The organism is Rhodococcus sp. UYP9 (assembly GCF_040547235.1).
Taxonomy (GTDB): domain Bacteria; phylum Actinomycetota; class Actinomycetes; order Mycobacteriales; family Mycobacteriaceae; genus Rhodococcoides.
Window position 1 is genome coordinate 169024 of the sequence record NZ_JBEPPH010000005.1, and the last position, 11718, is coordinate 180741.

Annotated in this window: 11 protein-coding genes and 1 pseudogene; 5 read left to right on the plus strand and 7 right to left on the minus strand. The window is 59.7% G+C overall.

Annotation, left to right across the window (positions count from 1 at the left end; all coding sequences use genetic code 11):
• Positions 1–70: 70 nt before the first annotated feature.
• Positions 71–694 carry a DUF4352 domain-containing protein gene (locus ABIB36_RS16125; protein ID WP_354560916.1) on the minus strand — a complete coding sequence of 208 codons (624 nt, stop codon included), beginning with the start codon at positions 692–694 and terminating at the stop codon, positions 71–73.
• A gap of 165 nt (positions 695–859) precedes the next feature.
• Between ABIB36_RS16125 and ABIB36_RS16130 the strand changes: the two genes are divergently transcribed.
• Together ABIB36_RS16130 and ABIB36_RS16135 are read left to right on the plus strand one after the other, a co-directional pair.
• Positions 860–2065: a sensor histidine kinase gene (locus ABIB36_RS16130; RefSeq protein ID WP_354560914.1), complete on the plus strand. Its 1206-nt coding sequence runs from the start codon at positions 860–862 to the stop codon at positions 2063–2065.
• Positions 2066–2103: 38 nt separating this feature from the next.
• Positions 2104–2757, plus strand: a complete 654-nt coding sequence (locus ABIB36_RS16135) for a response regulator (protein ID WP_088943640.1) — start codon at positions 2104–2106, stop codon at positions 2755–2757.
• A gap of 45 nt (positions 2758–2802) precedes the next feature.
• On the opposite strand, the gene ABIB36_RS16140 is transcribed toward ABIB36_RS16135, so the two are convergent.
• Both ABIB36_RS16140 and ABIB36_RS16145 read right to left on the minus strand, forming a co-directional pair.
• Positions 2803–3186 carry a DUF6188 family protein gene (locus ABIB36_RS16140; RefSeq protein ID WP_354560911.1) on the minus strand — a complete coding sequence of 128 codons (384 nt, stop codon included), beginning with the start codon at positions 3184–3186 and terminating at the stop codon, positions 2803–2805.
• 422 nt (positions 3187–3608) lie between these two features.
• Positions 3609–4376, minus strand: a complete 768-nt coding sequence (locus tag ABIB36_RS16145; RefSeq protein ID WP_354560908.1) for a hypothetical protein — start codon at positions 4374–4376, stop codon at positions 3609–3611.
• A gap of 528 nt (positions 4377–4904) precedes the next feature.
• Here ABIB36_RS16145 and ABIB36_RS21955 point away from each other — a divergent pair.
• On the plus strand, positions 4905–6272 hold the full coding sequence (locus ABIB36_RS21955; protein WP_502944917.1) for a hypothetical protein: 1368 nt from the start codon (positions 4905–4907) through the stop codon (positions 6270–6272).
• A 383-nt stretch (positions 6273–6655) separates the two neighbouring features.
• Here the strand turns inward: ABIB36_RS21955 and ABIB36_RS16155 are convergent.
• Positions 6656–7588, minus strand: a pseudogene (locus ABIB36_RS16155) (RecB family exonuclease).
• On the opposite strand from ABIB36_RS16155, the gene ABIB36_RS16160 reads away from it, so the two are divergent.
• Both ABIB36_RS16160 and ABIB36_RS16165 read left to right on the plus strand, forming a co-directional pair.
• Complete coding sequence (locus ABIB36_RS16160; RefSeq protein WP_354560906.1) at positions 7561–7818, plus strand: hypothetical protein; 258 nt, start codon at positions 7561–7563, stop codon at positions 7816–7818. The pseudogene ABIB36_RS16155 and the gene ABIB36_RS16160 sit on opposite strands and share 28 nt — an antisense overlap.
• A 615-nt stretch (positions 7819–8433) precedes the next feature.
• Positions 8434–9270 carry a hypothetical protein gene (locus ABIB36_RS16165; RefSeq protein WP_354560904.1) on the plus strand — a complete coding sequence of 279 codons (837 nt, stop codon included), beginning with the start codon at positions 8434–8436 and terminating at the stop codon, positions 9268–9270.
• Between the two features lie 273 nt (positions 9271–9543).
• Here the strand turns inward: ABIB36_RS16165 and ABIB36_RS21960 are convergent, their stop codons facing one another.
• From ABIB36_RS21960 to ABIB36_RS16175, 3 genes are all read right to left on the minus strand, one after another.
• A complete protein-coding gene (locus tag ABIB36_RS21960) occupies positions 9544–9699 on the minus strand; it encodes an integrase core domain-containing protein (RefSeq protein ID WP_139804855.1) in 156 nt (51 codons plus the stop codon).
• A gap of 14 nt (positions 9700–9713) precedes the next feature.
• A complete protein-coding gene (locus ABIB36_RS21965) occupies positions 9714–10142 on the minus strand; it encodes a hypothetical protein (RefSeq protein ID WP_502944916.1) in 429 nt (142 codons plus the stop codon).
• 241 nt (positions 10143–10383) lie between these two features.
• Complete coding sequence (locus tag ABIB36_RS16175) at positions 10384–10770, minus strand: DUF732 domain-containing protein (RefSeq protein WP_088943633.1); 387 nt, start codon at positions 10768–10770, stop codon at positions 10384–10386.
• Positions 10771–11718 lie beyond the last annotated feature (948 nt).

Here is an 11718-nt window from a genome sequence, read left to right on the forward strand (position 1 = left end):
TTCCTAGGACGCAGCCGAAACTGCGTCGAATGAATGGATTGAGAGATAACGGAAGAGCGGTTGACGACCGCTACCGCAGCCCAACCGTCGTACCGCCCGAGAATGCGGAATCATGCAGCTCGATCTCAGCAGGCACGGTCCCGACCGGAACGTCGAACACGACCGTTTTGTCCAGCGCGTTGCCCGGGTTGATCTGTTCGTAGCCGATGCCCTCGTCGAGGTAGGCAGTCGCGAGGCTGTCGACCGAGTACTGCTTGCCGTCGGCGTCGAGCAACTTCTGCGACGACGCGTCCAAGCTCTGTGCTCGGTCGCCGATGTTGCGCGCGGAGATCTTGACCTGAACGAACTCGCCCTGAGCGGTCTGCGTCAGATACTCCGAGCCGACCGTCGAGACGGGTGGCGCGACCGCGGTGACGACGAACTCGAACTTGCCGTCGCGCACCGGGACGCCGATTCCCGGCTGAGTCGGCTCGGCCGGGGCCGCAGGAGCCGCTTCCTCTGACGGCGAGGACCCGGCCGGCGCGGGAGCCGTCGGGGTTTCCGAGGAACCGCCGCCGATGAGCCGGATGAGGACACCCAGCACGACGATCGCCAAGATGACGGTCAGGATCTTGTGTCGCGCAAACCAGCTCTTCTTCTGCTCCGGAGCGGGCGGGGCGTACTGCTGCTGGGGGTTCGGGCTGTTGGTGGTCATGTCGAAATTCCTCTCGGTGGGCGATGCATCAACCACACCGCAGTCGGCCCTGTCCGCGCCTCGGCTGACCGGTCGGTGCCCCTCCTCCTTTCGGTCGCATCCGGTTGGTGATGCGGGCCGATCGGACGATCCGCCGTGTCGGTGCTCGGCCGTACGCTTGCGTTCGTGATCACCCACCGGACAGGCACCCTGCGCCGCAAAGCCTGGACCACAGCAGCGGTGGCCTTCAGCCTGTTCTGCTCGATCATGACCGCCGGGTTGGCTGGATCGTCCGGCACGCCGGGGTGGAATCTAGGCATCGGCGTCGCGCTCAACCTCGTCGCGGGCATCGCGTTGATCTGGCGACACGAGCGGCCATGGATCGTTCTGGGACTGGCGCTGGCCGGGCCGCTGTTCTTCGCCACCGATGCGACGGCAGCGTTGATCGCCCTGTTTGCTGTCGGTGCGTTCGCGCGAACCAAGCCGCTGGTGATTGCTGTCGTCGCGGTGTTCGTCGCGTGCGGGGTGTCGTTGACGTACGACGCGCATCGCAGTCGGTACTACTCCGTGCTGACCCTCGGCTCGACCAAGACCAAAGATGGGTCGACGCCGGTCGAGTGGGACGTCGCGGCGTGGATTCCGTGGGTGGTCGCAGCTGTACTCGTCGGGTTGGTCGTGGGTGGAGCAATGCTGCGCCGCACACGATCCGACCTGACGGCGGCCGTGGTCACGCGGGACAAGGTGACGGTGGAGTCCAACGCACTTCGTGAGGAGATGCTGCTCAATGCGGAACGCGCCCGCATCGCCCGCGACATGCACGACACTCTCGCTGCCAGCCTCAGCCGCATCTCGTTGTTTGCAGGCGGTATGCAGGTCAACAGTGCCGATGGGCCCGAGAAGGTAGCCCAGACAGCGTCGATGATTCGGCAGACTGCGCACGATGCGCTAGATGAGCTCAAGCGCATCATCGGTGTGCTGCGCGGATCGGCCGATGCCTCGGGCGGTGGCCGGCAGAGCGTCGAGGGCATCTCCGATCTGGTGCACTCGGCGCGGGGCGCGGGTTTGCACACTTCGCTGATGCTCGACGTGACACCCGGTGAGATCGGCGCTGCGAGCAGTCATGTGGCGTACCGGGTGGTGCAGGAATCGCTTACCAATGCGCACAAGCATGCCGCCGGATCGACCGTTCGGGTGGCGGTGCACGGGTCCGATCAGACGGGTGTTCGCGTCGATGTGCGCAATCAGCTGTTGCGGCAACCGCTGTTTGAGCATGGGTCGGGTACGGGGTTGGCGGGATTGGCCGAACAGGTCCGCGGGGTGGGCGGGACGTTCAGTGCCGGCGTGCAGCCGGGTGAATTTGTGGTCTCGTGCTGGCTGCCGTGGTACTCCTGACGGACGGTGTCGGAGACGCGTTCTAAGCTCAGCGCACCATGACAGCGCCAGCCGTGATTACAGTTCTGATCGTCGACGACGACCCCTTCGTTCGTCGTGGAGTGACGGACATCTTCGCGAAGACCCCGGACATTTCGGTGGTGGCCGACGTGGAGGACGGCGACCAGGTTCCCGCTGCAGTGACGGCGTTCCGGCCGCACGTGGTGCTGATGGATCTTCAGATGCGACGGGTCGGCGGGCTGGACTCCACCCGCGAATTGATGACGCTGACCCATCCCCCGAAAGTCATTGCAATGACGGCGATGGATGTGGACGATCTGGTGATACGCGCCATCGAGGCCGGGGCACACAGCTTTCTGAGCAAAAGCGAGGCGCCCGAAACGTTTCATCAGTCGGTTCGGGCAGTGGCATCCGGCAACACGTTGTTCAGTGAAGATTCGCTGCGGAAAATCGTCGCAACGTCGGTGTTGCCGACGGCCCCGAATTCAATGTCGATGGACGTGCTGAGCCCGCGGGAGCGAGATGTGCTGCGTATCTTGGCTACTGGTTCGACCAATGCGGACATCTCCTCCGAGCTCTACCTCAGCGAGACGACGGTGAAGACCCACATCTCTGGGATCTTCGTGAAGCTCGGTGTGCGGAATCGGGTCGAGGCGGCACTGGCTGCCTTTCGGGCGGGAATGGTCACGTGAGCGAAGGCGTCCCGGAAACGTCGCACACGGGGGGGCTTGCAACACCTATGTTTCCGACGGACCGATGTTCCACGTTGCCAGTCCCCCGCCTGCTTCGCTGACGATCTTCATTCCCCCGGGACCAGCCACGGTCCACGCTTCGAAGTCGGGGTCAGCGGGCACCGTCAGGGTCGTGTGCCCACTCAGTAGAAGAGTCAGCGTACCGTCGACCGCTGCGTGCGCGTCTTCGATGGCTTTGCCAATCAGGTCTCTGAACGCAGTGTTGGACGACAACTCTTCGTCAGGGACTCCTTCGAACCGGCCGGCCTGCGAATCATCCACTCGGAACGTCGATTCGATCCGAATCTCGAATCCGCCCGAGGTAACCAACAGGAACGAAAAGCCGAAGTCGACCGTGACAACAGTCTGGGCGACCAGAGGAATTTGCACGCTACCAACCCTTCGGAACTGCGAACGAACCGTCGGGCTCGATCGGAATGTGAGTGGAAGACTGAGGGCCCGGCTTTCCGTCCGTCCGGCGATCGCGTCCATGCATCGATCGCGTAGACAGCCTTCACGGTGCCCCGATGTACGGCAAAAACGTAGTCCGGTGCGCCCGGTCCCGGTGTTGTCCGGCTCGCTGCGACCTTCCACCATCGACGAGTCGCCTCATACAGTTCCGCCGCGAACCCCGGCGAGGACTCTGCGGTAGTCGGGTAGGAGCGTGTCAGCTTGATCAGTACAACTTTGTGTGAGGGATCAACAGCAGCACTGTTGTTCTCCATCTTTAATGGGCTATGGACGTTGCCGCAGACGGAATACACCCGATGTGCCGAAAACCGTGCGGCGGCCAGCTTGTGAGACCACAATTCTCAGAACACGGATGTCAACACTTCGATCGTTCCTTCGAACTGGCTACCAGGCTTTGCGTCGGCCGGAGAGTAGTTGTACCGATACCGCGCCGGTTCCAAAAGACGATCCCGCGCCGACTGCGCCGTCAATGGTCCACTTGGAAACGCGGTCACAATCCGGACGTCGTCACCGGCCACCGAGCCGTACAGTAGCGCAGTCGAATTGGTCACGGGGTCGCATACGTACACGGTGCGCATACGCCGCCGAAGATCAATGAAGTCGTCGAAGGCAAGAACAGTCCGACTGTCTGCAGTCGGTTCGGTCAAGATCGGTAACACCACTGAAGCAACACGTTCCATCAGCGGCAACGCGGATGCAGGCGGAAAGAAGAACGACGACTCGAGCCCGAACGCATTCGCCAGATCGCCAGTCAACCACCTTTTCCGCTTCAGTCCGTACGGAGTTTCGACCGACGACAGCAAATAACCGTAAACGTGCATCAGACCTGCATGCCCGATGGGAAATGCAAGTCCATCAGACACGCCACGATGCAGCCACGAGAATACCCGCTCGTCGAACACTGGCGCTTTCACGTTGTCATCGATGACTGTGGACGAAGCCCACTTCGCCATCTCGGCGGGGTCAGACCTCGACGCCACGACTTGTTCGCCAAACCAATCTGAGTCGAGGTCAGCGAGGGCGAGACCGCCATCGACTTGATTGCTGATGGCACGCTCGATGCCTAACAGCACGAAGGAGATGTCCTCCACGAGTGACTTCTTCCCCAAGCGGCGAAACCTAGCAGAGCAAGTACCAACTTAGTATCGCGACATGACCGACCCACCCGTCGGAGGGGTTCCATGAACCGAGACCTTCCGACTGCTGGCCCACCTTTGACCGGCCAGATCGAATGGGGAATATCTGCGCGGGTTCAACCACGACCCCTCTCTGCCCACGCAAGCGAACAATCTCGGTATCCCGTCGACCCCAGGTAAGCGGAGCTCCTCGCCGACGACGAACAACGTCGTGCCCCCGCACTTAGGGAGGTCGCCGTTGCAATTAACGGGATGTCGACCGAAAAGAAGAGTCGTTCGACTGCACTCAGCGCTGATCTCCGAACTGGGGTGTACGCCGCACAGCGACAAACAGTCATAGCGGGATCGTCGAACACTTGGATCGTATGCGCGCTGCGCGCATTGTCGACAAACCTGTCGGTACCCCCGTGTACACATGAGGTTGCAGGTAGTCCACACCACTTGATGCCACTCTCGCCGACTTTCTCGGCAGCCCCCTTCGCTCCACTCAGAGGAGAAACTATGGAACAAATATCCCTCGGGCCCAACGGCATGTACACCGCTCGAGCCGAGTTCATGATCGCGATCGAGGTCGACCATCCATTGTCGGACCTATCTGCCGAACGTCAGCTCGCATTGCTTCATAGCGTCCACACACATGTCGCGCACCTAGATGGGTCAGTACTCGGGAATACACGGATCGTATTCCGATCCGAACACTGCGAATGGTGGGACGCTGGGCGTCTCGCCCTTCGTGTCGAGAGGCTTGTCGCCAAGGTGTGCCCGACCATCGGAATCGAAATCTGCCGGGCGGATGTGTGGTTCGACGAACAGTTCTTCGATCACGAGCCCGACGGCCTTGGTGACCTGCCCGAGTGGAGCCGGCGGACCGATCCACGTCGGCACTCCACAGTGATAGTCGAGGTCGAACCCGAGGGCGAGATCCCTCCCCGACTCCGAGACAGCGACCTGACACGCGTCAACCACAATCATCGCGATGCGAGATCGAGTCGGTCGTCCAGCGGCCGGCCACAGATGATCGTCGAGCAGCACTTCGATGCCGCCAGTGCCGCTATATCGACGGCGAAGCCCGCGTACGCGATCGGCAAGTCTCGGCCGATCACTCGGATTCGATCGGTCCGGTCCGATGTCTACCGCGCCGAAGTATCCACTCACGAGGTGAAACGCAGTCCTATTTCTGCGCAACAGATCCCGGAGTGGCATTACAACATCGACGACGAAGGCAACAGATTCGTAGTCGTCAACGACCTCCGCGTCCGCTTGGAGGGTTGGAGCGTGGAGAGTTCGGATGCCGACGGCATCGTTACAACGAGTGACTTCACCTTCGGCTGCATCCGGGCCGATCAGAGTGGTGTCGAGAACAGCGGCGACGCCGGATGGGCGAAGGATGTTTGGGAAGCACTGGTCGAACCTGGCTCACTTGTCGATGCCTTCATCGTCGATGGCCAGCGTATGGCAGTCGATGCGTGGGACTCGCTGAGCGCCTGGCTGATCGAATCCATGTACGCCAAGCCGGTCGGATTCATCGTCGAGCTCGGTCCCAGTCACTACATCGCCGAAAGAGACGACACCGAAGTAGTCTGTGCACAGGTTGTCGTCCTGAGCGACGGTGTGATGATGCTCAGACGCTCACGGACGGAACTCGGTCATCTGCTTCTTGCGGACTATTCGTCCGCGGGCCTGCGGCTCGACGAGTGGCAGCACGACGGCCACTTCGACGACTGCACCGATGGATACCTTTTCACCAAGGACATTCGACTGATCGCACGAACATGCGTCGCGTGGTTCCGCATCAATTCTGGCATCAATACAACCGACGAGATCGGCTGCTCGTACCGATTTGCCGACGAGCTGCCCCGATTCTCGTGACCCACCTCCGAGCCTCATCGCTGCTGGGTCCATTCGAGGTGACCTGCTAGCGAATATGACCGGGTGGCAGACCAAGACTGCACGCAACTCGTTGGCGTCAAGCGTTATCGCGGATTTCGAAGGCAGTCCTTCATCTTTCTCTCGCAGCACTTCGCTCCCTGGTAGACCTCTCGGCAGCAAAATCCAAGTCTGGCCCGTCAGCGAAGGATTGAGGAAGAGCGTATACGGTCTGGCAATTTGTTGATATCGGCCTTCAAGACGTCGATCGCGGCATCGGTCAGTTGATATCCGACTACCTCGTAGTTCGCCTTGTGGTTGACGAACCAATACCGCGTCGTGACGTTGTTTCCCGCTGTCAGTGCCAGCAACCCGTACACGGGGAGCTAGAACTTGGTTCCGCCGTCGGTCGGTTCGGATTCCGAGAGCTTCTTGTACGGGGTCGCCTGGCCAGACTTGTAGTCGGTAGCCCGAATTCGTCCATCGGTGTGCCGATCAATCCGATCGATCTTGCCTGCGAACGCAACTTGCTCGCCCATCACATCGAGCAAAACCACGTCAGGCTCGGCACCGAAATCCCGCTCGACGTGCACCGGTGTCCACCCGTCGGCACGATCGGCCCGGTCGAGTTCGAACCACTCGACGAGTTCGCGACGAATGATGCTGCTGTCCTTCTCCCACAGTTGCGGCAGCCATCCCGGCGCGTCGATGCGGGCGTCGGCAAGCACCTCTTCGGAAATCTCGATGAGGCGATCGAGTGTGGCATCGAGGCCGTCGATCGTTCACTGCACGTAACGTTCGAGGGAAAGATGAATCAGATTGCCACGCGTCAGCGGATCGAGCTGCGCAGCATCGTCGGGATCGTCGAGCGTATCGACACCAAGAACCGTCTTGACGAAGAAGCGGTAAGGACTGGCCACCCACTCTTCGAACCTGCTCGTCGACACCGGAGCATCGAAGAACTTCACAGCGTTCTCGATGTGAGAGACGTTGCCGTTGAAGCGAGTGAATCGGCCGTGCAGCCTGTCGCTGCGAAGTTCCATTCCTGCAGCGACAATGGGGTCTTCGAGTGCGCCTCGCCGATCACATGCTGAAACCTCGGCCAATGCACGAAGTCGCCATTCAGTTTCCGACGCGGCACTGTCGCCGATGCGACGATCGACAGTCTGCGTCGAGACATCGAACGATTCGACCGTGACGATGGCCTCGACGTCTGCAGTCTGCTTCTGCCAGTCGACGATGCCGATCTTGCTTCCGGACAAGGCATCGAGTGTCGGCATGAGCCAGCGCGATGGCACCTTCTCCGCTCCCCCGCGCATACTCCCGCGTGGGAAGCACACGATGCGGCGCTCTGGTGTCGATCGCGGCAAACCGTTCCCAATCGACGCCGGAGACGATCTCGACGCTCGACCGAGTCAGGCGCCGCAACGACAAGGGTGTTCCTGCGTCGTCGAACCCGGTTACGCCCAACGCGACCCGCGGTGCCATCTTTCAACGCTGTGTCGCAGGCACGACCGTCCATGTCCACGCCGCCAACACCGCGGCGTAAGCGTGGTGCGCGGAGGTCAACGCGTACCCATAACGAGATCTGCGCGGTCCCCGACGAAAAACTCGAAGAGGAACGAGAACTGTTGTCACCGCTACCCTCTCGACGGTTTATGATCGGACCACCACCGGTGACACGGAAGGTCTACCGCTTGTCCAATATAGGCAGGGCGGCCGACAAGCTCGCCGCTGTTCGTGCAGAATATCGGGTATGAGTGAATTGATTCCGGCGAATCAAAACCCGGATGACACAGTGTTCGTGTCAGAAGACGAATTCGGCACTGTGGTGGCAGGGTCGACATCAGCCGTCGCAGAGTTCGTCGCAGAATGGCAAGGCAACTCCTCGATCGCGTACCGCGAAACAGTTCTACCGCCATCGGCGTTACGCAGAGTTCGTGCGGCGTGCGCCGGTGTCTTGAGATCACCTGATTCCGCGTCGTACCTAATCCGAGGCGATTCCTCATCCCCTGCACCAGGCGAGAGCGTGAGTTATCGACGCGTAACGAGGTCACTGGAGACCGGACGGTTCACCAGCAACACCCCTATTTCACCGGCGTCCCTGGCTGGCGGTCCACAAATCGCACTGGCAACCGCTGCTGTGATTTCTGCGCTCGAGTCCATGATCGAGCCTCTGCAGGAGAGCCTCAATCGAATCGAAGATACGACCGCCGACATTCTCAGGCTTGCCGATGCTGAGCGAACTGGTGATGTGTTTGGGCACAGACGTGTCCTGCAACGCCTTACCGGTGAGCTGGATAGCGGTGCTGTGTTGACGGAGACCGATTGGTCCAGCGTGGCCGCGCTCGGACCCGACCTCGAGATTGGAGTCGAGCGTCTGCGGAATTACAGCACACGCCTGCTGCTTGACTTGCGGGTCGACGTAGCGGCGGATGATCGTGCTGACCTTCTTGAGAAGGCTGTTCGGAAAGATCGCCTGGGTGAGACCCTTCAGCTTCTGTTGATTGCCCAGGAGTCTTTATTCCTCTGGCAGCGAATTAGGGTTGAACGAGTCGAACTTCGAGAGGACGACCACATCCCGCAGGTTTTGGAGAGTGCAAAGGCCACTCTGAGAGAGCACCTAGCAGCAGACGTCGTGCTAGTGGCAAATTTGCGCAGCACACTAGACACGTATGGAACGTTGCGAGTATCGGAATTTCACCGAAAACTGTCAGCGCGGAGCCTCAAGAAGAACCTCACGCCGCTGCGTGCAGACATCGATTCGTTCGTGACAAGCAGGGCACTGCAGGTCGCCCGTTGGAACGAGCCGACGAACCCAGGGGTGCTCGATGCACTGCGTGCATTGAAAGCTGCCGGCGACAGTGCAGTCGATGCAGGCGTGCAGACAGTCGGCAAAGCAGCGGAAGCGGTACAGCGGAGTACCGAGTCTTGGTCGGAAAGGCGGGCGCGCAAGTCTCAGCGACAGAATCCGGCGGATGACCAACTCGTCGAGCCTTAAAGATCAAGGTAATGTCGCGGCAACCGTAAACGAACTCGCTCGCCGACCAAATGATAGGCGGATCAGCAAGTCGTGAGCGGACGGACATTCCGTTGGAGATCCTCAACGCGTAACGGCCCCTGCATTCGAGAGGCAAGCTCATTTTCACGATGACTAGCAAGTCACCTTTTCGAGTTTGACTCGAACCGAACGGGTTGGCAGGTCCCCGATAGTATGACCACCGCGTTCTAGAGCCACGGTGCGATTGCGGTCAGTCGATCTCGCATGCGTCTATCAGCTGGTGCCGGTGGGTGCACTGGGCAGCGTACGCCCCCGCAGCGGGAGGGACCCCCAGGCCGGCGTCAGGTGCCCCAGCGAGGAATGCTGGTGCCGGTTGTTGTGGTCGTCCTTGAAGTCTTCGATCACCGCCTCCCCTTCGAGCAGGCTCATCCAGTGGTTTCGGTTCAAGTATTACCTCCGAAGTCGGTTATTGAACGACTCGATGTGCCCGTTGTTCCACGGATTTCCCGGCGGAATGTACGAAATTTCAATGCGGTTTGCGCAGAGCTGTTGCAGTGCAATGGAAATAGACTCCGGTCCGTTGTCCATCCACGCGCCAACAGTGGACCACCACATAACGCGAACGTCTTGTCCAGCTCGTCGGCCAACCGCTCAGCGGTGATAGAACACTTCACGATTTTCAGCAATGACAAGCGAGTGTGCTCGTCGATCATCGACGAGATTTTGATAGCCTTGCCGTCGAAGATGGAGTCGACCTGAAAGTTCATAGCCCACAACACATTCGGTACATCTGCTTCGATCTGCGGACAAGAGCTGACAACGGTACGTTTGCGTGGACGGTAGATGCGGACCTGCAGGCCCATTTCCTTCAACAGGCGGTGCACCTTGCTCTGTTCACCAGTGCGCCTTGATCGTGCCTCAGATACGCCCACGCGCGCCGAAACCCGCGCAAGGGGTTCTCTGCCTGCGTAGGTAGGCAGTGCAGCTCTGAGATCGGAGTCCGGTCTGCCGGGACACGCCAGATGGAGCGCGAGAAAGGCATAAACTTAGGCATTTATTGAAACCGCCCTTTGGCTCTGATCTACAACGAGTCCGCGGAAGATCAACCGACATCTATTTGACGCCCAACTCTTCCGGGCAGTAGACGTCCATTGAATCGCTCATGAAAATCACGCCGTCAGCGAATCCATACTTATCAACGAACTCTTCTAACATGTTCGGTCGGTAGTCGCCAACCTTGATTCGCTCGCACACAAATCGACCACGCTCAATCATGACGTCGTCAGAAAGCGACGGCCACAGTTTGTGATCATCGGTGACCTCGATGTAACGCCTGTCGAGGTTGCCTTGCTTCTCCTGCTCGGCATTCTCAGACGCTATCTGCTCCACCGCTGCCGCGTTGGCTCTCGGTGCACCTTCAACATCGCTGCCACACCCTATGAGCAGGAGCGATCCGCCTACGGCTACGAGTAAGCCAGTACGCAGCAAGGTCGTGGTCATACGATGCTCCTACCGTGTCCGATTCGTTCTGAGTCGGATCGTAACGGAGTCCGACTACAGGAGTGTGGTCACCCGAAGTATCGCCAGAACTAGCAACAGTGCTACAAAAGGAAAGCCAAGAAAGCAGGCGTCGGATGACAGTATGAGCGCTGGCAGGTTCAGTTGCACGACACCTTCAGGCCTCAGTCATTCCTCTGAATGAACGTCCTCGCAACCTTTTTCGAGAGCCCCACCGCTCCCACTGGGTCATACATCGACAGTGCGATCCCGAGCTGGTCCGCGTATGACGGTGGCCTTGTGCACGAGACGCCCATCGACGGTGTCCAGGGTGCGTCCGGCTGGGTCACTCATGGCGAACGCTTAACGTCGTCGATGTTCAATTCCAAATAATTCGCCACGGTATTGTTACGAGATTCTGATACCAGTGTGGGACCGTGCATCTGCTGAATTTACGCCCCAGGAAAGCTGACTGATGCTCGATGCAATTTTGGACAGCACTCAACTCCGCAAGGTCGTACACGCTCCTAAGCCCTGTCCCAGGCGGGACGGGCGGTAGTCCGTACCGGAGCTGGAGTTCGTCGATCAGACCCTGCGTAGCAGGGACTTCCTCGCCATCACCATTTTTGGTGCCTCGGCCGGCGCCAGCGCCCAATAGCAAGGAGTATCGCCCGAGCACCAGCCCGTCCATAAGCGCATCCCAGGTCTCGTCAGACAAGCCCAGCACAGACAACTTCGCCTCCCCCGTGAACAAAATGTGAGCCTCGCGCGACCGACAAAGCTGCCGAGTAACCCACACGTCGTACAAACCCCGTTGCAAATGGCGTCCCGTCATTCATCCGAATGAACCACGCACGATATCTTTAGCATTGGTAAAAACGGTACCTATTTGTCCGATACCGTTTCGGAACCACCCTTTCGGTGGGGTTGCCTATCGTTTTCAAAGTTGAC

What these genes read in the sequence shown, in the direction of transcription:
- ABIB36_RS16175 (WP_088943633.1), bottom strand. Translation starts at nt 10,770, where the DNA reads ATGACCACGACCTTGCTGCGTACTGGCTTACTCGTAGCCGTAGGCGGA.
- ABIB36_RS21955 (WP_502944917.1), top strand. Translation starts at nt 4,905, where the DNA reads ATGGAACAAATATCCCTCGGGCCCAACGGCATGTACACCGCTCGAGCC.
- ABIB36_RS16160 (WP_354560906.1), top strand. Translation starts at nt 7,561, where the DNA reads ATGGCACCTTCTCCGCTCCCCCGCGCATACTCCCGCGTGGGAAGCACA.
- ABIB36_RS16165 (WP_354560904.1), top strand. Translation starts at nt 8,434, where the DNA reads ATGATCGAGCCTCTGCAGGAGAGCCTCAATCGAATCGAAGATACGACC.
- ABIB36_RS16135 (WP_088943640.1), top strand. Translation starts at nt 2,104, where the DNA reads ATGACAGCGCCAGCCGTGATTACAGTTCTGATCGTCGACGACGACCCC.
- ABIB36_RS16125 (WP_354560916.1), bottom strand. Translation starts at nt 694, where the DNA reads ATGACCACCAACAGCCCGAACCCCCAGCAGCAGTACGCCCCGCCCGCT.
- ABIB36_RS21960 (WP_139804855.1), bottom strand. Translation starts at nt 9,699, where the DNA reads ATGAGCCTGCTCGAAGGGGAGGCGGTGATCGAAGACTTCAAGGACGAC.